Origin of the sequence: Alteromonas sp. KC3 (assembly GCF_016756315.1) — a bacterium.
Taxonomy (GTDB): Bacteria; Pseudomonadota; Gammaproteobacteria; order Enterobacterales; family Alteromonadaceae; genus Alteromonas.
This window is the reverse complement of sequence record NZ_AP024235.1, coordinates 1,784,598-1,806,785: the sequence shown is the minus strand read 5'-3', so window position 1 is coordinate 1,806,785 and position 22,188 is coordinate 1,784,598. Positions and strand designations below refer to the sequence as shown.

15 protein-coding genes are annotated in these 22,188 nt (G+C 41.9%); 5 read left to right on the top strand and 10 right to left on the bottom strand.

The window, feature by feature from the left end; genetic code table 11:
- Positions 1–2: 2 nt before the first annotated feature.
- Positions 3–2,390 carry a phenylalanine--tRNA ligase subunit beta gene (gene pheT / locus JN178_RS08100; protein ID WP_202265144.1) on the bottom strand — a complete coding sequence of 796 codons (2,388 nt, stop codon included), beginning with the start codon at positions 2,388–2,390 and terminating at the stop codon, positions 3–5.
- 14 nt (positions 2,391–2,404) lie between these two features.
- Positions 2,405–3,385, bottom strand: coding sequence for a phenylalanine--tRNA ligase subunit alpha (pheS, locus tag JN178_RS08095; protein WP_159625253.1), 981 nt, complete (start codon positions 3,383–3,385; stop codon positions 2,405–2,407).
- 353 nt (positions 3,386–3,738) lie between these two features.
- On the opposite strand from pheS, the gene JN178_RS08090 reads away from it, so the two are divergent.
- Positions 3,739–5,646 carry an acyltransferase family protein gene (locus JN178_RS08090; RefSeq protein ID WP_202265142.1) on the top strand — a complete coding sequence of 636 codons (1,908 nt, stop codon included), beginning with the start codon at positions 3,739–3,741 and terminating at the stop codon, positions 5,644–5,646.
- Between the two features lie 88 nt (positions 5,647–5,734).
- On the top strand, positions 5,735–6,586 hold the full coding sequence (locus JN178_RS08085; RefSeq protein ID WP_202265140.1) for a glycosyltransferase family 2 protein: 852 nt from the start codon (positions 5,735–5,737) through the stop codon (positions 6,584–6,586).
- A gap of 96 nt (positions 6,587–6,682) precedes the next feature.
- Here JN178_RS08085 and JN178_RS08080 read toward each other — a convergent pair whose 3' ends face one another.
- The gene (locus JN178_RS08080; RefSeq protein WP_202265138.1) at positions 6,683–7,780 is read right to left on the bottom strand and encodes a glycosyltransferase; all 1,098 of its coding nucleotides are present in this window, start codon (positions 7,778–7,780) and stop codon (positions 6,683–6,685) included.
- A 294-nt stretch (positions 7,781–8,074) separates the two neighbouring features.
- On the opposite strand from JN178_RS08080, the gene JN178_RS08075 reads away from it, so the two are divergent.
- Positions 8,075–10,555 (top strand): right-handed parallel beta-helix repeat-containing protein, encoded by a 2,481-nt coding sequence (locus JN178_RS08075; RefSeq protein WP_202265136.1) that lies wholly within the window; start codon positions 8,075–8,077, stop codon positions 10,553–10,555.
- A gap of 71 nt (positions 10,556–10,626) precedes the next feature.
- On the opposite strand, the gene JN178_RS08070 is transcribed toward JN178_RS08075, so the two are convergent.
- The 7 genes from JN178_RS08070 to JN178_RS08040 all read right to left on the bottom strand — a co-directional run bounded on the left by JN178_RS08070 (position 10,627) and on the right by JN178_RS08040 (position 19,083).
- Entirely contained in the window at positions 10,627–11,280 is a 654-nt protein-coding gene (locus tag JN178_RS08070; RefSeq protein ID WP_202265134.1) for a PEP-CTERM sorting domain-containing protein, read from the bottom strand.
- Positions 11,281–11,419: 139 nt separating this feature from the next.
- On the bottom strand, positions 11,420–12,664 hold the full coding sequence (gene wcaK, locus JN178_RS08065; RefSeq protein WP_202265132.1) for a colanic acid biosynthesis pyruvyl transferase WcaK: 1,245 nt from the start codon (positions 12,662–12,664) through the stop codon (positions 11,420–11,422).
- A gap of 15 nt (positions 12,665–12,679) precedes the next feature.
- Positions 12,680–13,852 (bottom strand): glycosyltransferase, encoded by a 1,173-nt coding sequence (locus JN178_RS08060; RefSeq protein ID WP_202265130.1) that lies wholly within the window; start codon positions 13,850–13,852, stop codon positions 12,680–12,682.
- A 48-nt stretch (positions 13,853–13,900) separates the two neighbouring features.
- Positions 13,901–15,325: an oligosaccharide flippase family protein gene (locus JN178_RS08055; protein WP_202265128.1), complete on the bottom strand. Its 1,425-nt coding sequence runs from the start codon at positions 15,323–15,325 to the stop codon at positions 13,901–13,903.
- A 194-nt stretch (positions 15,326–15,519) separates the two neighbouring features.
- Complete coding sequence (locus tag JN178_RS08050) at positions 15,520–16,617, bottom strand: glycosyltransferase family 4 protein (RefSeq protein ID WP_202265126.1); 1,098 nt, start codon at positions 16,615–16,617, stop codon at positions 15,520–15,522.
- Positions 16,618–16,621: 4 nt separating this feature from the next.
- Entirely contained in the window at positions 16,622–17,941 is a 1,320-nt protein-coding gene (locus JN178_RS08045; protein ID WP_202265124.1) for an O-antigen ligase family protein, read from the bottom strand.
- A 2-nt stretch (positions 17,942–17,943) separates the two neighbouring features.
- Entirely contained in the window at positions 17,944–19,083 is a 1,140-nt protein-coding gene (locus tag JN178_RS08040) for a glycosyltransferase (RefSeq protein ID WP_202265122.1), read from the bottom strand.
- A 399-nt stretch (positions 19,084–19,482) separates the two neighbouring features.
- Between JN178_RS08040 and JN178_RS08035 the strand changes: the two genes are divergently transcribed.
- Together JN178_RS08035 and JN178_RS08030 are read left to right on the top strand one after the other, a co-directional pair.
- On the top strand, positions 19,483–20,148 hold the full coding sequence (locus JN178_RS08035) for a transglutaminase-like cysteine peptidase (protein ID WP_202265984.1): 666 nt from the start codon (positions 19,483–19,485) through the stop codon (positions 20,146–20,148).
- A complete protein-coding gene (locus JN178_RS08030; RefSeq protein WP_202265120.1) occupies positions 20,148–22,085 on the top strand; it encodes a bifunctional diguanylate cyclase/phosphodiesterase in 1,938 nt (645 codons plus the stop codon). The genes JN178_RS08035 and JN178_RS08030 overlap by 1 nt, the downstream gene beginning before the upstream one ends.
- The last annotated feature ends 103 nt before the right edge of the window (positions 22,086–22,188 follow it).

The following is a 22,188-nucleotide window of genomic DNA, read 5'->3' as shown; positions in this document are numbered from 1 at the left end:
GTTTACTCTCTTAACGCGGCCCCAAACTCAGATTCCAGACCTTTAACCACAGTATCCACCGCTTGCTGAATCTCAGCTTCTTCTAAGGTTTTATCCGGATCTTGTAAATGAAGAGACAAAGCAAGGCTCTTGTAACCAGGTTCAATTCCCTTGCCTTTGTACTCATCGAACAAGTTTAGAGCAACTAGTTGATTTACGCCAATTTTTTCTATGTAAGAAAGTACATTTCCTACACGCACTTCATCTTTAACCGTAATAGCAATATCACGGCGGTTTGATGGGAAGCGCGATACCGGTACGGCAGACGGTAGTTTGCGGTCTGTAATGGCATCTACCACTAACTCGAACACAAATACGCGGCCGTTAACACCAAGCAATTTTGTAAACTGCGGGTGTATAGCACCAATATAGCCAACTTCTTCATCATTAAGCAAAATTTTTGCAGTCATACCAGGATGCAACGCACTATGCTCGCCCGTGACGAACTGGAACTCGCCCGCTCTTCCGGTTAATGCAAGCAACGCCTCGACATCAGCCTTGGCATCGAAGAAATCAACTGGGCTATCGCCCAAATCCCAATGTTCTTCGTTACGACGCCCTGCTACTACACCACCAATTACTTGCTGTTGCAATACACCATTTGGCGCATCTTGTTGAGGAATAAAGCGTAATCCTGTTTCAAACAAACGAATTCGCTGTTGTTGACGCTTCTGATTGTACGCAGTTGCACCTAGTAAACCGGGCCACAAACTGACGCGCATTATTGACATATCTGAGGATATTGGGTGTGGTAAAACCATGCCCTTCACATCTGGGAATAATGCGTTTTGAATTTTCGGGTCAACAAACGAATAAGTAATCGCTTCATTATAACCACGGCTAAGTAGCAACGACTTCATTGTATTTAACGGCAACTTAGCTTCTTGTGAAGGCAGCATTGCTAACGTGGCTTTTGGTGCCACGTTTGGAATGTTGTTATAACCGTATACGCGCGCAATCTCTTCAATCAAATCTTCTTCAATTGAAATATCGAAACGATAGCTAGGTGCAACCGCTTCCCAGCCAGCTTCAGTTTGCGTTACGTCTAAACCAAGGCGGTTGAGCATTTCCGTTACTTTTGCATCGTCAATGCTAATACCAAGCACACGAGCCAAACGTTCGCGACGAAGCGTTACTGTTGCTTGCTTAGGCAATTTGTCTTCAGACACGGCTTCAACAACAGGGCCTGCTTCACCACCGCAAATTTCAATTACCAGTGCAGTAGCGCGCTCCATGGCTTTTCGTTGAAGCTGAGGGTCTACACCACGCTCATAGCGGTGCGAGGCATCGGTATGCAAGCCGTATTGGCGTGCTCGACCCATAATGGCATCACGCGCAAAGAATGCACTTTCTAACAAAATATCTTGTGTTTCAGCCGTTACACCTGAATGTAAACCACCGAAAATACCTGCCATCGCTAGCGCTTTGTTATCATCAGCAATTACCAAAGTATTGCTTTGCAACTTAGCCTCGGTCTCATCTAATAATGTCAGCGTTTCGCCTTCATTCGCCATACGCACATTGATGTTGCCTTCAATGCTAGCAAGGTTGAACGCGTGCATTGGCTGACCAAGTTCTAGTAGTACGAAGTTAGTCACGTCAACGATAGGGTCGATGCTGCGAATTCCGCAACGACGTAACTTTTCAACTAGCCACAATGGCGATGCAGCTTTAACGTTAACGCCTTTAACTACACGGCCCAAATAACGTGGGCAGGCATCATCTGCGCTTAGCGTAATTGACAGTTTATCGTCAATCGTTGCGTCTACTGCAACGACTTCAGGCTCGCATACGTCAAGGTTGTTAAGTACGCCAACTTCACGGGCAATACCACGAATACCTAAACAGTCTGCGCGGTTTGGTGTTAGGTCTACTTCAATGGCGTTATCGTCTAGAGCAAGGTAGTCGCGAATGTCTGTACCAATAGGTGCATCCGCTGGAAGCTCAATAATACCGTCGTGGTCTTCGCTAATACCCAGCTCAGAGAAACTACATAGCATGCCGAATGACGGCTCGCCGCGAAGCTTTGCTTTCTTAATTTTAAAATCGCCTGGCAATACGGCACCAACAACAGCAACTGCTACTTTTATGCCCTGACGACAGTTAGGCGCACCACAAACGATATCAAGTAGCTCATCGCCACCAACGTTAATTTTAGTTACGCGAAGTTTATCGGCATTCGGGTGCTGACCACATTCAACAACTTCACCAACCAGCACGCCTTTAAAATCACCTGCTACTGGCTCTACACCGTCTACTTCAAGGCCAGCCATGCTCAACTGTTCAGACAGCTCATGTGCCGACAGCGATGGGGTAACCCACTCTCTTAACCATTTTTCACTGAATTTCATGTTTACTCTCTGCCTTAGTTGAACTGCTTAAGGAAACGAAGGTCGTTTTCAAAGAACGCGCGCAAGTCGTTAACACCGTAACGAAGCATGGTTAAACGTTCTACGCCCATACCGAAGGCAAAGCCCGTATACTCTTCTGGGTCGATACCCACTGCTTTAAGTACATTTGGGTGAACCATGCCGCAGCCCAATACTTCTAGCCACTGACCGTTTTTACCCATAACGTCTACTTCAGCTGAAGGTTCAGTAAACGGGAAGTAAGACGGACGGAAGCGAATTTCTAGCGACTCTTCAAAGAAGTGATGAAGAAAATCGTGAAGAATGCCTTTAAGGTCAGTAAAGCTCACGTTTTTGTCAACCATCAAGCCTTCCACTTGGTGGAACATCGGCGTGTGAGTTTGGTCGTAATCATTACGATATACACGGCCAGGCGAGATTATACGCAGTGGCGGCTTTTCTGCTTCCATTGTGCGAATTTGCACGCCAGAAGTCTGTGTGCGTAGCATCATGTCAGGATTAAAATAGAAGGTGTCGTGGTCTGCACGTGCTGGGTGATTCGCAGGTATATTCAGCGCATCAAAGTTGTGAAAACCGTCTTCAATTTCAGGACCCGTTTTAACCGAAAAGCCAAGTTCGCCAAAGAAAGATTCAATGCGCGCAATAGTGCGGCTAACCGGATGCAAATTACCCGGCTTTTCTGTGCGACCAGGAAGCGTTACATCAACGGCTTCTTCAGCAAGCTTCTTGTTAAGTTCAGCCGTGCGCAGTAACTCGCCTTTTGCTGAAATAGCTTGCTGAATAACCTGCTTAGCTTGGTTAATTTTTTGGCCCGCGGCAGGACGTTCTTCGTTTGATAACTTTCCAAGCCCTTTAAGTAAGTCGGTAAGCTTACCTTTCTTACCCATGAATTCGACCCTAACTTGGTCAAGTGTGGCTGCATCTTCTGCAGCGTCAATCTGGCTCTGTGCCTGATTGATAATAGCGTCAAGCTCCATGTTTTCCTCAATATACATGATGACTGCATGGCCAAAGCATTGTGAGATTAATTCTGTGCGCTAAGGCTTGCCTGAAATAAAGGCAGTAGTTTACACGACAGCAAGACGTTACCGCTACCCTATATGGCTGATAATGGCAGATTTTTGGTTGATAAAAGAGAATGTGAGTTTAGGTTGCACAATTTTTTTAGCAAACGCGACCAACATTGGGGCGATTTCTTTTATATGTAACAGAAAGCACTGAAACTAATAACTCAAATGCCTCAGCGCTGGGAGTACTTCGGCTGAACTAATCTCATTAAGGCATGCATTCTGCTTAGAAAACAAACAACCCATATAGTCGGACAATAAACTTGACCTTTAGAAACGATATAAACGGACTAAGAGCGATTGCAGTTTTATCAGTGGTAATTTTTCACTTTTTTGAAAGTGCATTGCCAGGTGGTTTCGTGGGAGTTGATGTCTTTTTTGTCATATCTGGCTTTTTGATGACTGCCATTATATGCAATAAACTTGAAAAAGACGTTTTCAATTTATGGGAATTTTATTATTCCAGAGCTAACCGAATAATTCCAGCATTGGTCACTCTTTGTTCAGTGTTGATAATATTGGGCTGGCTCTTTCTTTCGCCGTATGAGTATTCTGAGCTTGGCAAACAAGTAGCGTCTTCAGTGACCTTTACATCAAATATTCTCTACTACACACAGTCTGGTTATTTTTCTTCTAACTCTATGGAGAATTGGCTTCTACACACATGGTCATTATCTGTCGAGTGGCAGTTTTACATTTTATATCCTTTGGCCATTTTTATTATTCACCGCTTTGTAGGCCTTAAAGCACTGAGATCTCTCGTGCCAGTTATGGCACTTATAAGTCTTTCGTTGAGCATTTGGCTTACACCTAAAAACCCAAGTCTGGCGTATTTTGTTCTACCAACCCGCGCGTGGGAAATGTTAGCTGGCGGCGTTGTATTCCTTTTTCCAATGAAAATGAACAGTAGGCTCAAACTGGTCGTTACACTACTTGGAATTTTTGCAATTGCTCTGTCATGCTTCATTTTTTCGGAAAATACGCTTTGGCCAGGTTATGCAGCATTATTACCTGCAGTTGGTGCTGCACTAATTATTTGTGCTAACCATCAAAAGAATCTCGTATTGAACAATAGTGCAATGCAATTAATAGGAAGCTGGTCATACTCGATCTATTTATGGCACTGGCCGTTTGTCGTAGCGATTTACACTTATAAGCTTGGAATCGAATATTCCGCCTTAAGCTTTGCCTTATCGATATTGATGGGCTTTCTAAGCTTTAAATTTATTGAAAGTGTTTCTTTCACTAACAAGGGTATCTCGTTAAAAGAAAGACTGACAAACAAATCCGTATTGTCATCGATAACAGTAGCCTTGCTTGGCTTAACTATCTTTGTATCAACCGGCTTTATTCAGCTCGCCCCAGCTCAATATCAAAGTCTTATATCTGACGTTCAACCCAGTCCTTTGAGAAATCGTTGTCACATAGAATCACATCAGCCTCCCGAGAACGCTTGCACATACTTTCATGAAGACAATGCAAAGTGGGCTACATTCGGCGATAGTCATTCAGTAGAGCTTGCCTTCGCATTAGGTACTGAGCTGAAACAATTAAACGAAGGAATAATGCATTTTAGTTTTTCTGATTGTGCGCCAGCCTATGGCATGCCTTATAGCTTCTCTAAGTGTGCAAAATGGTATAACGAGTCAATAGACTACATTTCTACAAATGCGGAAATTGAGAATGTCGTTTTTGTTCACAGGTATTCAAGCCAAATTGTAGGTGGTTCAAACAAAGCCTACCCAAATCAACCAAAAAGTAATCGCACTGATAGAACTGATTTGCTTTTACACAATATTGATAGGGCAATAGCCAAGCTAGCCGCTACAAAACAAAATGTATTTATCATTTACCCTATTCCTGAATTACCACAAAACATCACAAGACTAATCGACAAAGAGCTGGAGGCTAATAATAATTTTGAACACATAGCTGGAACTGAATACGACTGGTACACTAAACGCAACGAAGTCATCATCAAGCACTTTGAAAACGCAAGTTACCCGTCAAATGTCGTCTTTATTGAACCTGCGAAGCAGTTTTGTGGGAATGATTATTGCTTCTCAGTAAAGAATGGACGGTCTTTATATTTCGACGATGACCACCCTTCGCTTTTTGGCGCCGCGCAAATCGTGAAGAGCATTCTTAATTCAATACAAGAAATTAAGTAATGCGAGTATGTTTTTGTCATAAATGATTGGCATCTTCAATCATTATCGAATGGACTGCAGCGCTTTCATTTACAACACGGACTAAATAATGCAGAAAACCTTTTCAGTCGTAATTACGACCCACAATCGCCCTGACTATTTGCAAGAGTCTTTAGCTGCAGTGCTAAAGCAGTCAATCACTCCTAAAGAGGTGTTTGTAATAGACGACGGTTCGTCAGTTAGCTATGAAGAGGTTCTTTCTCAGTTTCCGAGCGAACGATTTACCTATGTCAAAGTTCCAGTAGCGTCAGGAGCAAATGCCGCTAGAAACCTTGGCATTTCGAAATCTACAGCCGACATAATTGCGTTTTTGGATGATGATGATGTGTGGGATGCCAACTACTTAGAAACACATTTAGAAGCGCATGAACACGCAGATGCGGTAACGTGTGGGTACCGTTTTCTAGAAACTCCAGACAAAATTCACATTAACCCTATTGAGGTAATTACTACCGATGTTATCAAGCGGGGAAACAAATTCTGCGGAATGAGCGGTGTTACCTGTAAAACCGAGTTGGCAAAACGCCTGCAGTTTGATGAAGAGCTCAAAAATAGCCAGGACTGGGACTTCTTTGTTCGAATAACATTAGAAAATGCAGCTTTTCACAATATTCCCAAGGATATCTACTTTTATCGCCGGGGGCATGTAAGTATTTCAACAGAAGTAGCAAATATGCCAATAGAAAAAGTATTTCCACGATTAAAGGCATTTAAGAAACACAAAGCATTATTAGGAAAAGAAGCATACAACGATAGAGTTGCTAACCAAATTTTAAGCCAAATTGGTAAAAAGAATAATAAGTTACGCTGGATAGCTCTCTCAGTGCAAGAAGCTGGACTTATTGCCACCGGCAAAGTTATATTGGGAAAAGACAGAATAAAAAGAAAGTTCGCGCGCTAGTCTAATTGTCAAACCAAGTGATTATTTCACAAATCAGCACTGGTGTTTGAGTTAAAAAACCAGTGCTTTTTATTTTCCCCACCTAGACCATCATGACTAAAGTGTATTAATAACCTCTGCATACTGCTTAGCTACACGCTGCCAACTAAAATCAGCTGCTTGTTCGACTGGCTTGCTGCCCCAGTCGTTGGCTATAGCAGTTGACAGAGCTTTGGCATATTCCGCCACATTTGTAACGTCACAAACAATGCCTGCGTCGCCGATAAGCGTTCTTCTCATTGCATCATCTGTTGCCACAACGGGTAGACCACTTGCCATAGCTTCAAGATATACTCGTCCAAACGGTTCATCCTCAGACGGTAAAGTAAATATGTCTGCAGATCGATACACTTCGGGTATATCGGCAAAGTCAACCTTGACTATTTTGAACCTATTAGCACCGAGTGCCGCTTCACACTGTTCAGTAAAGTAACGTAAATCAGGGCCGTCACCACAAATTAATAAAGAGACATCGTTAAGTTGGCTAACCGCCTTTATTGCTAAGTCGAAGCGCTTATGATTTTGACGGTTCAGTGCGCCAACAGCAAGCACCACAGTGCCTGGCAAACCATGCTCAAACGACTCCCCTTGTGTGCTAAATAGTGACAAATCGACACCATTAGGAATAATTTCTACTCGTTGCTGTGGTGCAATAGAGTGTACATAACGCTTCGTTTCTTCGTTGAAAACCACCAAACAATCAGGTTTAAATTTTAGATTTCGTCTCAGCACCTTCCCGCCTGACACCATGCCCGCTCGCTCGGTGTACAAAATGGGGGTATTAAATAATTTCCTGATAACATAGGCTACGGCTAAACCACCATAATCGTTATTCGGGTAAATTACGTCGGCTCTTTTGAACATTAGATAGGGTGTATAAGTCAAAAAGCTTGTTATGGATTCAATCAATAGCGATGGATTTGAGACAAAGCGTGTAAGAAACCAGTCTACTAATTTATTACGTTGAACTTTCTTTACTTTACCGCGAGGAATACAAGGGATAACGACGCTATGTTCACTGCATTTAGAGGCGCTCAATAACTTCACATCAAAAAATGCAGCCAGGTGTTGTGCCATTTCGTATGCACTGAGCTGTGATCCCCCACTTGACGAAAAACCCGCTTCGGGATGAATAACTGCAATTTTTTTCTTCATAAAATATCCATTTATCACTCTTTTTGAGCCTACCCTTACTTGATGACAGCAATATGAAGTGACGCACCATGCTCATCTTACTTGTTATCATCTGTCTTCATAATTGTTTGCAAGACGATCCGCAACCACTAAGAGCAGCAATAACAATGCCATAGTCCTTACAAGCCCTTAAATAACATGTCAGATGACCAATTACTGAACCAAGATGGCTTGCAGCACGTTACCAAAATAACTACCCTTTAAGAGCTATACGTCTTCTCGCTCTACAACGTGCTTTGCAAGCAAGGAATTCTCATGAGCCGCTTTCTTACCAAACCCACTCATAGCCAAGTTGCGCTTATCGCATTAGTGCTTACATGTTTAATCTCATGTACCTCTATTAACACTGTTAGCACACCTGAGGTTAAGGGCCGCCAATCAGGTGAACTGTTGCAGATTTATCTAGCCGAGCATGCTAGCACAGAAACAACGTCAATCATTAGTGCGCTAAAGCGCTACAAAGGACCCGAGCAAGTTGAACTGCTTGTGAAACAATATCAGGCTCACATCGCCTCACTCTACAGTTCGGGGGTTTTACAATATGGATTAAGAGGCGCGAAGTCTGCAAAAAGCGCGGCGCTTTCTTCGCTTACACCTGAGGAAGCAACCGCCATTTTTGCGCTTTATCCTATAGATTCCGCGAAATGGATTAAACTTCTTGCAGCTCACTCACAGCTGACTAAGCACGAAATTGCTGAGTCAGCAATAACCGCTGGTCTCGACCCGTCTAGGGTGTTTACTGCAACAGCTTCAGGCATGCCGAACACTGTTACACCGCTTATACACTCTCTGGGGATTGTGATATACGGTCAAGATGAAACCAGCACAAACACCGTGCGCTTTAAGAGCGCTTCACAATCCACTTGGATTGATGCGCTTCCATTGTCTTGGGAACCTGTATTCGGCAGCTTTGCAGGAAGCATCGTGTACCTGGAACCAAACACGCTATACGACATTGAAGTTACTGTTCATAATAGCGACAACCAAGTGCAAGTATATCGCTTTCAAGAAGCTACTCAACCAAACACTCCACCAATAGATCCCAACAAAATATATTTTCTTTCTGACATTTACGATGGTGGTCAACTTGATTTAGAGGCGCTCAACATACAAGGCAGCCCTATTGGTTATGCCAAAATTATTGGTGACGGCCCCGTAATTGATGCTGGTAATGAGTTTACATCGGCGGTTCATCTAGGCTCACAGTCTTATGTGGTTCTTGAAAACCTAACCGTTAGAGGCGGGCTTCGCTATGGTATTCATGCAAAAAAAGCACACCATATTTGGATAAGTGGCTGTGATGTTGCAGAATTTGGACGCGTTGCAGGCGATATTAGAGACAATATTGCCTATAGTAGTCCTACTGCAAACTCTCCCATAAATTACGACTCAGGTATTTACTTAGAACGCAGTGGTATTGCAGTTATAGAAGAGTGTGACATACACAGCCCCAACCTAGGCTCAAATCACTGGGGCGACGGTCACCCGAAAGGTGCAAATGCGCTTCAAGTTTGGGCATATCACGATGATGAATCTCTACGGGGGCAAATGATTGTCAGAAACAATCGTTTCTACGGTACACATGAGCACCGATTTAATGACGTTGTAGAAGGAAGATTGAATTTCGAAAGACGTGGGGGCTTCGTAAGAGACTCTGCTATTTACGGCAACTATTTTGCCTATGCCAACGACGATTTAATCGAGATAGATGGTGGTCAACAGAACGTATTGGTATATGACAATGAGATGGAGCAAGGCTATGCAGGTATTAGCATTGCGCCCAACATGCTGGGACCTAGTTTCATCTTTCACAATACTGTTCGCAATCTCGGTGATGAACGGGGCAAGCAATGGACAGCGATAAAAGCTGGCGGTCTGATATCGAAGCCTGCAGGACAAACCTTAATATTTGAGAACTTCATTAGCGGCGTTAGAAATGGAATTGCTGGCTCCAAAGTAAATGATGACACGACATTTTGGATAACTTCGAAAAATAATGTTTATTTGACTGAAAATACCGGGTATTCGGTTGGCTACTGCATTTTCGATCAAGAAAAATATTACTTAAGCTCAAGTACCAATGACCTGTGCTTCAATAATACAACCATGGATATTAGATACGAATTTAACTTCGACCGTATTATTGCGCACCCCCTGTCAACAGATAGTACATACAGCGAGTTTATTCGTCAGGCTGGTTTTGAGTCTTTCGACATCGATGAGTCGTTTAAAATACCCAACATTAGCGATGGGCCACATACGTCACCATTAACGTCACCTTCTCCAACAGAATGGCGTTTAGAGACCACTTTAGACAACATTTCTGCTTTGCCAACGCAATATGAATACGGCTCAGTTTTAATGGACGGCCAGCGCACAATCACGCTTACCGGCAATAACTGGCAGGCTATTCCAGTAAATCAAACCATTAGTCCTACAACAATGCTTGAACTTGAACTCTCACTAGAGGGAGAACCCGAAATTGTGGGGATTGGCTTTGAAACAGAACTTGATGTGGACAGCGCTAGTGTCGTCAGGTTTTCTGGGTCGCAAGTTTGGGGAATCGATGGGACATCAACGTTTGATGAAACAAGTCAGAATATATCGTTCCCTATTGGACGCTTCGTCACAGGTAACATTCAATACATTATCCTTGTGCTCGATAATGATAAGGCCCAACCCTCTGACAACGATAACGCTGTAACGTTTAGCAATATAACGCTTAAAAACGAATAGACGACGTCTATTACTTATACCTTGGGAACAAACTCAGTAAAAAAGGAGGCTAATGCCTCCTTTTTTAAAAATTAAATCATCTTTTTTCTACGAGATGAATAAAGGACCATTAACGCCATAGCAAGCAAACCTAAATGAGTTGGCTCAGGAATTGGTGTGCTACCAAAATCCAATGTCTGGCATACAAGTGCATTATCACAAACTTGAACGTTTGAAAACGAAACGAAAGAACCTGACTGGTTTTTGTCGTTATCTAAAACAAATACCATTCTGTCAAACAATCCAGTGATGTAATTGCCTACATCAATCGTAAAATCAACCGCGCCGTCACCACTAGCATAGCTGCCAAAAGCTGTCAGCGGATTCTCACGAGTAATCTTCGCTATCTGTGTTCCACCAACAAATACGAAGTTATCGATGCTGCCATACGTGTATGTATCATCTGTTTCAAAGCCAATACCATAAAGCTCTGCATTAAGTCCTGTCGCTTCTATTGTGAATTTTAAAATTGATGAGCTAGTTAACGTCACTCCATGAAGAATATCAACCCACCTGTTACCGCTAATTGTAACTGTACTACCGTTGTCGCTAACAACTTGTGTACCGGTCTTGGTTTGGTTACCCCAGCTTGAAAATGTGTAATCATCAAAATTAACGAAGGACGCATTTGCTACACTGCTAAAACATAGTGCCGCTGTGATCAGAGCTTGCTTGATAAACTTCATTACTACTTCCTTTGACTAATACTTAAGGTCAAATACTTCTACTACACTGAATCCAGCAAATATGATGCCAAATAAATAAAACCCTTTAAATTCAGACAGCTAGAAATATGAAAAAGTGGTCATGTAAAATAATTTGACGCTACCTGTTGGAGCTATGAAGCCGTGCGATCATTGATGCCGCTCTGTCTTTCTCGTTTTTCACTGCTTTTGAAACGGCACCCTTGACGGCTTCCTGCTTTTCTAAAGAGTCTAACACTTTGTCTGCAAGTTCACCATTAATTAGCTGCTCCAAAGGTATGCCAAATTCAGATAAACCGAGTTGGTTCATAATTCCTTCAGATTTATGCTCATAATTGAGCGCAAACGCGGGTGTGCCGAAATTCATAGAGATAATGGCACTGTGAAGACGAGTACCTATAGTGATTAAACATTCACTAAGGACCGTTCCCAGCTCTATATCATTAAACTCATCCATTACTACTTTGAATTTGCTCCTATCTTCTATCTGCTTTAGTACTCTGTAAGCAACCATCCGATCATCTTTCTGATACCCGTCTATACCCGTACATGTGGAGCAGGCTAAAATTTGAAATCCCTTTGCAATGAGAGTATTACATAGATCAGCGAACGCCCTTTCATAGTTCTCTTGTTTTATTCCGAGCCTTTTATCAAATGGCTTAAGCTCACGCAATGTAATTGCGACGGTATTACCATTTGAAAGAAATGTTTTTATTGCGCTGTTTTCAATAGCGACTTTGCTTGGCCTTACTAACCACGCAGTATCAGCACCCTCCACGTAAGAGGCAGGCAAAGAAAACTTATCTTCCAATAGTTTTTTGCTCACGGACTCTCTAAGACCTAACACTTTTGTTTTGCTAAATACTAACTCTGCAACTTCACAGAACTTTTGGTTTTCAAATGGGCCAACCGAGTGTCCCATAAAATAAAGTGGCTTGTTCGCTGCTAGTACACATAACGAGTGATGAAACTGCCCTGTTCCGTATAAATCAACAAAAAACGAACCACCAACTTGTACGACACAATCGTATTGCTTTATTTCTTCTATATATGCCTTGAACTCAGGGGGTAACCTGTCGTGCACTTCTGTATTTTTAGCTGACGAAATTAACCTTTCTAATAACGCTGGCTTATGAAGCTTATTTTTGACTTTGGCAACAATGCCACCTGAATATTTTTGGTATTTGTAAAGCCAATCTTTAACAAATGGACGTGATAACAAAAACTCAGAACTGGTAGGAAAGCGAGAGACAAGTGTCAGATCAACGTTGGGTATCTGGCTTTCTAGCTCTTGAATAAGCCCTCTCAAAATTGCGCCATCGCCCCTATTGCCACATGTGTGATTTCCAATAATTAAAATTTTCATATTTGTATATCCGTTTTACTTGAGTACATGTGAGACTAATTGATCAGTGAGCAAGCTAGCATTAAAGTCCTGCTCGACCTTTTCCCTTGCGTTTTTTCTAATGACGTCAAGATTGTTATTTACTGATATTTCTTTAATTTTTGCTGCTATTGCTTCTACGTTACGTTCTGGAACTAAAAAGCCCGAATAGCCATCTTCAATTAACTCTGGAATACCACTGTGAATTGTTGACAAAACGATAACGCCGCTAGCCATTGCCTCCATCAAAGACACGGGTATTCCCTCTTTATCACCTTTACTGTCTTCTACAGATGGCAAAAGAAAAAGATCCGTTGATTTAAGTTCTGCAGCAACGGCCTCAGGAGGACACGCACCTTTAAAATTCACTCTATGCGCATTTGGGTGCCCGCATACAATGGCCTTAAGACTTGGTAGTAGCTGACCGTCTCCGATAATTGAATAGCGACAGTCGATATCACAACTAAGTACCGCTTTAATTGCGTACTCCAAACCTTTTTTCTCTGTTGCTCGCGCGACCGAAAGTATTTGAAGAGGCGTATCAAGGTTTCTGTTTTGAAATGAGAACGTGTTTATATTGACTCCCATGTGAACGACATCAATGCATTTTTCTTTTGCACCAAGGGAAACTAGTGATGCCTTCCAATGTTCACTGATTGGCAAAAGCGTGCCCGTTATACGGCCGTACTCCTCACCCCAAATGGATAATTGGTCATAGCGACTTATTTCATAACCGTGAAAAATAGTGAGCAATTTCTTGCATTCTAAAAGGCCTGCCCGTCTTAAATGGTCAATTACTACTCCATTATTTCCAAAGTGAGCGATGCAGACATCCATATTAATTTTTTGGTTTTTCAGGAACCAAGCGAGACAGAACAGATCTTTTGCCAAAAAGAAATTCTTTTTAGACAAAAAGCCGTAGGCAAGTTTGATTAAATTATGTCGTTTGCCTGACATGGCGCAATAGAGTGCTCCAAGTAACATGAACAAATAAGAACGCTTCGAGTGAGTTCGAGGGAAAATAGACGTCACCTTATGGCGAGATTCGTCGCCAAATAACGACTTGACCGCTTCATTGTCATAATCGACTGGGTTTACAGCTAAGACATGCACGTCCAAGCCTGCCATCTTAAGATCTCGAACCTGATTAAGTACAAAAGTCTGTGACAAAACAGGAAACGTCCTTACAAAAAAATACACTTTGTTGGAAGGAGACATTTAAAATCCTTTTACTCTGATTAAAGATTGCTTGGGTCCTTTGGTATAAAGGAAGACAGCGAAAGCAACAATACCCGACACGCAAGCGACAGCGGCCTCTTGCACAAGAAAGATTTCGGGAATCATCGGAATTGCAAAATATTTAAAAATAATGAGAGGCAGCGCAAAAAGAACGACAATCCAGGCCATATTTTTCGCAGAGTAGATAAAAGGAACGTTAGCGATATGAGCAATAAAATAGTAGCTAACAAAAGGAAATAAAATCAACTGAAACACTGCCATCGACGCCACCAATGATAAAACGCCAAATTGTGATGATGTATAAATGACTATTGTATTTGGTATCAAAAGCGCGATGTTCCACATAAAGTTACGCTTCGTCATTCCAGTGGCCTGTACAAGCGGGCCAACAAGGTTTGAACTTGCCACGCGCACAAACCAAAACGCTGCCAGGCATGACAAAACCCACGAGTATTCCCCGTAAGATTCACCAAACACGAGAACCAACACTAAGTCAGAAAAGATAATAATCGGTACGTAGATCAGCGCTAAAATAAAAAGCTGCAGAATATAGAAATCTTGATAAACACGCTGTAGGGTTTGTTTTACCTGCTTTACTTCGGCAAATGCTGGCAACGCCACCTTGCCTACAACTGGCTGTAGTGCCTGGGCTGGGCGGCTCGCTAGTTGTTTCACCACATGATAAACCCCCATTTGGGCAGCGGGTAAGGTGATGGCTAAAATCATTACGTCGAGTTGTTTTCGGACAATATTGAGTGACTGAGAGCCAAAATCAAAGATACCGTAACTAAAGGCTTCTCTGTAAACGCTAGTATCAACGTGATGTGAGAGCTTTACATGCTTTCCGAGAAATATGATAAACCCAATTAAACGTAAAACCTGATAAACGACCACCGCTCCCACTAAGCATAATAGCTCTAACTCTGCGTTGGTTATTGCAAAAATAAAGGATCCAATCTTTGCAGCAATATCAATTTGAGCGATGGTTTGGTGTTCAAAGTGCTTCATCCCTACGGCTTGATATTGAGAAGATAGTGAAGAAATAACAAGTAAAATGGTGGCTAGTCGGAGTTCTTGGACAATAGCGCCATAGCCAAATTGCGTCGCAATAAATGGCGCTAAGATATATAACAACCCGCTAAAGATAGCCCCTATAGCAAGGGCAAGAAAATAAATTGCGTTAGACGTTTTTTCGTCCACATCACTTTTATAGATTAGAAAGTTTGAAATTCCACCGAGGGCAAAAGCGACAAATATTTCGAGAATTAAGTTTACTACTGCAAACTGACCAAAAACACTTGGCGCAAGAATTCTAACCAATATTGCTAATTGCAGCATGGTTAAAGATAGATTTACTATCGTAGAAATGGAAGTCCACGATGTCGCCTTAATAAGTCTACTCACAAAATATCCTAATATCCTTGTCAGATCTTACTTTGAGAATGTTCTAATTCTCTTGAATTGGTTTAGTTCACCGCACAGATAACTTGATTTACATAAACGACAGACAGTCAAATTCGATATAGCTGCTGCCATCCAAGTCGCGTAAATTTTAAGTTAAGGCTTTTATTCACACCTTGGGTCGGCGTTTAAAAATGCTACGCTTTCAAGCCATCTACATAGCCGAATGTGACATCTGAAATACTTTCCCAGTCGTACTTTTCTAAATAATCGCTGCGATTTAGTGTGAGGTTGAGCTCATCAAGACCAGAGAGCTTTTTTGACAGCTCGTAAACATTGCCTACGGGAAAGTAGCAATCTTTTGGCGCTTCAATATCGATATTAGGTGAAATATCACTTAGCAAAACAGGGCACCCTGCGCTGATTGCCTCAAGCGCTACGATAGGCAAACCCTCGTGATAAGAAGGCAAGACAAAAACCTTTGCATGCTGATAAAGGGCTTTTAATTCATCTCCACCCCGACGGTTAGCAAAAATCACATTGTCGGTTGCAGCTTCCCTCAACTTGTTGGAATAAGTGCTATGGTGGTCAGTATCACCCACTATCACCAGCTTTAATTCACTGTTTGATTGAACAAATGCATCGACTAAGTCATGAAAGCCCTTTTCTGGCACCAGTCTTCCTACCGTAAGAATATAGTGTTGCGGCGTAAGCTCTAGTTCACTTGGAAGGTGATTACTTGAAATTTCACCTGTAAAACGCGGCAACATACCATTTGGCACAAAGCTTATTTTCTCGGCGTACGATGGATATTCCTCTCTTAAGGCACTAGTTAGCGTGCGACCTACTACCAATACTCTATTGGCAAATGTTACAGCCATTTTTTCGCCGAATTTCAAAACCTTCTTAGCGAATGGGCTCCATTTCTGACGGTTGTAATCAGCACCATGGTGAGTCACCATCACTTTCATGCCCAATAGTCGTGCAAGGGGTGAGAATAACGCAGGTCCTATTGCATGCAGATGCACAATGTCTGGCCTTACAAAAATCCTTGCATAGAGGATTGCAAAAAATGTGTGGACAAACGTTTCTAATAGCGTGTGCTGAATTGCCCACAAACTAATTACCTTAACGCCTTGGTATTCGTACTTTTTACCCTCAACATAAGGGGACCGTGCAATGACTGTCACATCAGCACCATTTTTTACCATCTTTGGATATAACTGTTGACAGTGAGACTCTATGCCTCCCATTACATCAGGGATACCTCGCAAACCAATTGCACAAATCTTCATAAACCTATTCCGTGGGAGTGGATACTGATAATTTAACTGAGTGAACTCGAGACGGCACATTAGTAGAAAGCGCCAATGTCACGCCGATTAAAATTGCGAAAAATATTAAGCCTTCAATGTTCCATAGCGGCATAGTTGCTAGGTTCATTGTTAAAAATCCTATGAGTGATAAAGGTAAAATCTTGGCTAACCGTTTGTCCGAAACAGTGAGTGTGATTAGCAGCGAAAATATACACAAATAAGCGAAGGTGACTAACCCAAGATAACCATATTCATAAAGGTATGAAACGTACGTATTGTGCGCATACACATCAAAAACACCTCGCCATGACTCTGGCCCAAAGCCAACCAACTGTCTCACCATATCTGAATTAATGAGTGCATCGATATACTGACTCCAGATATAAACGCGTGCGGACATTATGTCCTTCTCAGCTTCACTGAAATACATGGGAGATTTAAAAATGAGATCTAGATTAGAAGCCAGTGTACCCACATCAGCAAACCGCTCTTGCATTGACACTGACAGAGCGACAAACACCAGTACTAATACCATTGTAACTATCGTTAAAACTGGCGCTTTCTGTGATGGTTTTAGGCGTTGTTCAACCAGCGAGTAATAGAATATTGCTGCTATAGGTAAAATAGTAAGTATGGCTGTTCGATAATTTACTAACACAAGCAATACAACAGAAAGTGTAAATAGTGATGTGCGAAACTTAATGGCATTTCTTTGAGTAAGACCAACTAAAAACACGAAGCTCACAATAATCATGGAAAAAGCCGCTTCGTGATTGTAGCCGCCGATGTAACTTGCCGACCCATCATTTTCGGTAGCTTTCACTTCACCTAAAAGAATGGACAATATTTGAAGTGTCACTGGCATGAAGAAGGCAACTAGCAATTTCTTGAAGGTTTCGGATTGTCCCTGAGCGCGCACCGAAAGAAAGATAGCGCCCGCGAGAACCAGAAAATAACACCACTTCACCAACACATTGATTGTGCCCGGTATTTTAAGGTTAACAAACCCGCTTATTGCGATTGCTAAAAATAGAAAATAAAAAGGCAGCAACTTGCGAAGCGTAAACACTTTGGTGGGAATGAGTAATAAACCGAGGCCCGCTACTGATATACTAGAGAGCGCATTAATAGAAAAGCCGGCGATGAGTGAAGGGTACGTGATGGTATGAAATGCAGATAAAAAGAAGCGCAACCATATTGCACAAATCGCAAAGGCCAAATATTTATTGCAGTTACCGGTAATAGTTCGGTAAACCAAGATAAGGCTTACCAACCCAACTATTACTTTCATTCCTTCAAACATATCTATTGTGTTACCTGATCAATAATGGCAATAACTTTTTCTCGAAAAGCCGGGTACGAAAACGTTTCAGCGCACGCTGAACTTTTCACTTCATAAGCATTAAGCAGTTTCGGTTCTGCGAGCTGGTGCATGGCATCTACAATGCCCTGCTTGTTGTTCAATTGACATAGGATACCGTTTTTTTCTTGGCTTGCGCCGTTAACCTGGTATGGATATTTTTCTGCAATAATTTCCGCTGGACCTGACTCACAATTCGTTGCGATTACAGCCTTTCCTAGACACATTGCTTCAACAATCGCATTGGGAAACCCTTCTGCGTTTGAAGTGCTTACAAAGTACTTTGCGTGGGCAACATAGGGATAAGGGTTCTTTTTAAAGCCCAAAAAGCAGACTTTATCCTCTAAGCCTCGCTGTTTCACCAAAGCCTCGAGTGATTCTCTCTCATCACCGACACCCAAGATCACCAGCGATTCATCTATACCAGCATCGGCATAAGCATCTATTAACAGCGAAAAGTTTTTGTTCTTAACCAATCTACCAACGCCAATGATATATGGCTTTGTCGGTAAATCGCTGACATCTTCTTTTGCAGATGTTTTGAGTAACTCGATATCGTATGGGTTATACAAAACTGAAATGTTGCTATCAAGCACTGCATAGTTTTCTACTAGGTCTGCTTTAACACCTTCTGATACAGCGACTACACGTGCTGCACGTTTGTAAGACAATTTTACCAGCAATCGACTAACAGTGTCTTTCAGGCCACCCGAAAAATGGCTAGATGTATTCACCCGCTCACTAATTATCGCTTCAAAACCGAGTTTGCGAGCCAGCGCTATATTTAAAAAATTGCTTCGTGTTAGAAAACTAAAACAATAAGTAGGCTGAAGTGCTTTTAACAAAGGCTTTAACAGTTTGTAGCCCTCCAACAAGCTACCATTAGAATTCAGCACCGTTTTGTTCACATAATTTGGGCACACTTGTGACTCAGGTAAGTCGTCAAGCAGAACCAAATGGACTGGAATGTTCAGCTGATAGTAATAGCTTTCCATAATGGCTAACAATTTTACCATTACACGTTCAGCTCCACCCCCTTCTAATGAATTGATGATAAACACCGCTGGGCGTGCTGAATTGTCCATGCAAGATCCTTTTTATGTAAAAACACCACAAATGAGTGTAAAAGTGCCTATTCGAATGAGTTTGCGACCACGGTTGGCTCACATCGCATAAAACTCGAAGAACGTGACTAATGTTAATGATGAACACTAGTGGCTAAGCGTACTTTATTATTAAACCATAAAACAAACACAAAGCGTGCCAACCTTGTTGTGGTTTATTTGTTTAGATGAATTACGTAAAAACCTTTCAAGTTTTCATCAAGTTTGCCATCATTAGCAAAACCGATGGTAAGTGATCCTACACCGCTGAAGTGAAAAAATTTTTACACTTGCCCTACTGATTGCACAAGTTAAACCCTATTGCACCAAAACAATCGCCTACGCAGCAGAACAAAGCTCCATACCCTTACGCGCAGTATACTGAATATTCGTGCGGGCTTGGTGGTAGGCATTTGTCTTCTTTCGCTTTCTTCCTTGTTTGCGCAACAAAGTAACCTCTTCACTCCCGAAGTGTATGCGCGAGTGAAAACGCTTTACGGAGAAAATGCTTCAGAAGATGTTGCTGATTGGCGACATTTAATCGACAAACTGCAACGCGAAGATATTGATGAAAAGCTTTACGGTGTAAACCGTTTCTTCAACCGCTTCGATTTTGTTGATGATTTGGTGCATTGGAAACAGAAAGACTACTGGGCAACGCCGATAGAATTCATTGCCACCGGTGCTGGCGACTGTGAAGATTATACCATTGCCAAGTATTTCTCATTGCTTGAACTGGGTATACCAGAAGAAAAGTTGCGGTTAATGTATGTAACGGCCCTTGAATTGAGACAACCTCATATGGTGTTAGCTTACTACGAAACCCCTTCTTCTATTCCGTTGGTTTTGGATAATATTAATCGGCGCATACTGCCGGCCAATAAACGTAGAGATTTGTCTCCTATATACAGCTTCAACGGAAACGGACTATGGGCTGCAAAATCAATGGGAACAGGAAGAAAATTAAGAGGCGGCGGCCCGATGAAAATGTGGGACGACATGATATCAAGGCTAGATAGCGTGATACACGGAGATAGAGAAGAATAATGAAATTATCTACCCAACTGAGCACCAGTTTGTTTGTTTTACTGGCAGTCGTTTTTGTCAGTTCTTTTGTGATTAATGTGAAGCTCACAAGAGAATACGTAAACGAACAATTGGCTACACACGCACAAGACACGGCTACATCGTTAGGTTTATCAATTACGCCTTATTTGGCAGAAGAAAACGATATCGTAGTTGCACAAACCATGGTTAATGCGATTTTTGACCGCGGCTTTTATCAGTATATTACTGTCACCGACATGGACGGTAACATGCTTATCGAGCGCAGAAACCCAACGAGTGTCGAAACGGTCCCAGCTTGGTTTACAAAAATAATCGAAGTTACCCCGCCAGTTGAGCAAACTGAATTAAATAATGGCTGGAACTTAGCGGGTCAACTTACGGTACAAAGTCATCCTGGACTTGCCAATGAAACGTTATGGCAAAGTGTAAAACAAAGTGCACTGATGTTTTCAGTGGCATTTGTTTTCGCCTTTATTGCACTTATCTTTATAGTGCGAGCCATCACCAAACCTCTGGGTATCGTTGTTGCCAAAATCAATGACATTCAAAATCAGAAGTTTTCACAGATTAACTATGCGCCATTTACCAAAGAATTAACCTTTATTACTCGCGCGGTCAATAAACTATCGTTAGCGGTTGAAGGCATGTTCAAAGAACTGTCTGACAAAGCAGAACTGTTTAAAGCCCAAGCCTATGAAGACAGTTTAACTGGCGTGTCGAACAGAAGTGCCTTCACACGTCATATGAACGCGCTTTTAAGTAATAGCCCAGTTAGGTCAGAAGGCTATATCATTATAATTCGATTGGCTCAGCTGCAACTCATTAATGCTAAACTTGGCGGTCAGCAAGGCGATGACTACGTGAAGTCTATTGCCAATAAATTAAAACAGCAGCTTTCTACTACGTCCGAGAAAAACTATTTATTTCGACTCTCTGGCGGTGACTTTGCGTTAATAATTGAAGATATAGAAAAACGCGAATGTGTAGAAAAAGTAGAGTTTCTTTACACGTTATTAGCCACAGACAATCCATTAAAGAATGGGGATAAAACAGTATGTATGGGGGCGTCCAAATTCACAGATAGTATGACGCTAACTGAAGTACTAGAAAATGCTGACAGTGCATTGATGGCATCAACTAAACGATCTGAAGGTTGGCAATTTGCCTCAGAACTCACGCACATTCATAGCAACACTGCTTGGCGCGAAAGGTTAAATGACATTCTTTTAAAGCAAAGTGCAGATATTCTTATTCAGCCAATAATAGATACAAATAAAGGCTCGCCAGCTTACTTCGAAGCGTTTGCCCGTTTTAAAGATAAAGAGACAGGCACTGTTATTCCGATGTCACAGCTCATACCTGCTTCAGAGCGGCTCAACCTCATCCCCGAAGTCGACAAACTTGTTATCAGTCTTGTGATGAATAAACTTAATGAAGCTAAAACTGATATTGCCATCAACATAGCAAGCGCATCTATTGCTAATGATGAATTTAGAGTTTGGCTTTTGCAGTTATTGAACCAAAACACTGCGCTTTGCACAAAGTTGGTGTTTGAAATAGAAGATGCGGCGCTCACTTATCATAAAGATATCGCAATAGCCTTTTGCCAATCGCTTCTAAACATGCGGTGCAGAGTAACAATTGAGCATTTTGGAGACAATCTTGCATCGCTTTCAGGGTTGAGAGCAATACAGCCTCAGTTTGTTAAAATTTCAGGTAAATTGACCAAAGACATTCAAAGCGAAGCAGACAACCAACTATTCATAAGCAGTTTATTGAGTATCGCCAGAAGCTTGAATATTCAGGTAATTGCAGAGTTGGTAGAAAGCGAAGCGGAGTCAACAGCCTTGGCAGAACTGAACGTTGGATATCAGCAAGGTTACCATTTTGCAAAACCTACACTGTGGCAAGTGTGATTTTCGCGAATAATTTCACACAACACGTAACAAATGCGAGACGCTTGTCGTTCGATTGTTATACAATTACGAAAGATGGCGTTAGCATGAAGCTAACCCGATG

Excerpts from the sequence above, each read along its gene's own strand:
- pheT (WP_202265144.1), bottom strand. The coding sequence starts at position 2,390 with ATGAAATTCAGTGAAAAATGGTTAAGAGAGTGGGTTACCCCATCGCTG.
- pheS (WP_159625253.1), bottom strand. The coding sequence starts at position 3,385 with ATGGAGCTTGACGCTATTATCAATCAGGCACAGAGCCAGATTGACGCT.
- JN178_RS08080 (WP_202265138.1), bottom strand. The coding sequence starts at position 7,780 with ATGAAGAAAAAAATTGCAGTTATTCATCCCGAAGCGGGTTTTTCGTCA.
- wcaK (WP_202265132.1), bottom strand. The coding sequence starts at position 12,664 with ATGAAAATTTTAATTATTGGAAATCACACATGTGGCAATAGGGGCGAT.
- JN178_RS08040 (WP_202265122.1), bottom strand. The coding sequence starts at position 19,083 with ATGGACAATTCAGCACGCCCAGCGGTGTTTATCATCAATTCATTAGAA.
- JN178_RS08030 (WP_202265120.1), top strand. The coding sequence starts at position 20,148 with ATGAAATTATCTACCCAACTGAGCACCAGTTTGTTTGTTTTACTGGCA.
- JN178_RS08070 (WP_202265134.1), bottom strand. The coding sequence starts at position 11,280 with ATGAAGTTTATCAAGCAAGCTCTGATCACAGCGGCACTATGTTTTAGC.
- JN178_RS08045 (WP_202265124.1), bottom strand. The coding sequence starts at position 17,941 with ATGTTTGAAGGAATGAAAGTAATAGTTGGGTTGGTAAGCCTTATCTTG.
- JN178_RS08050 (WP_202265126.1), bottom strand. The coding sequence starts at position 16,617 with ATGAAGATTTGTGCAATTGGTTTGCGAGGTATCCCTGATGTAATGGGA.
- JN178_RS08085 (WP_202265140.1), top strand. The coding sequence starts at position 5,735 with ATGCAGAAAACCTTTTCAGTCGTAATTACGACCCACAATCGCCCTGAC.
- JN178_RS08075 (WP_202265136.1), top strand. The coding sequence starts at position 8,075 with ATGAGCCGCTTTCTTACCAAACCCACTCATAGCCAAGTTGCGCTTATC.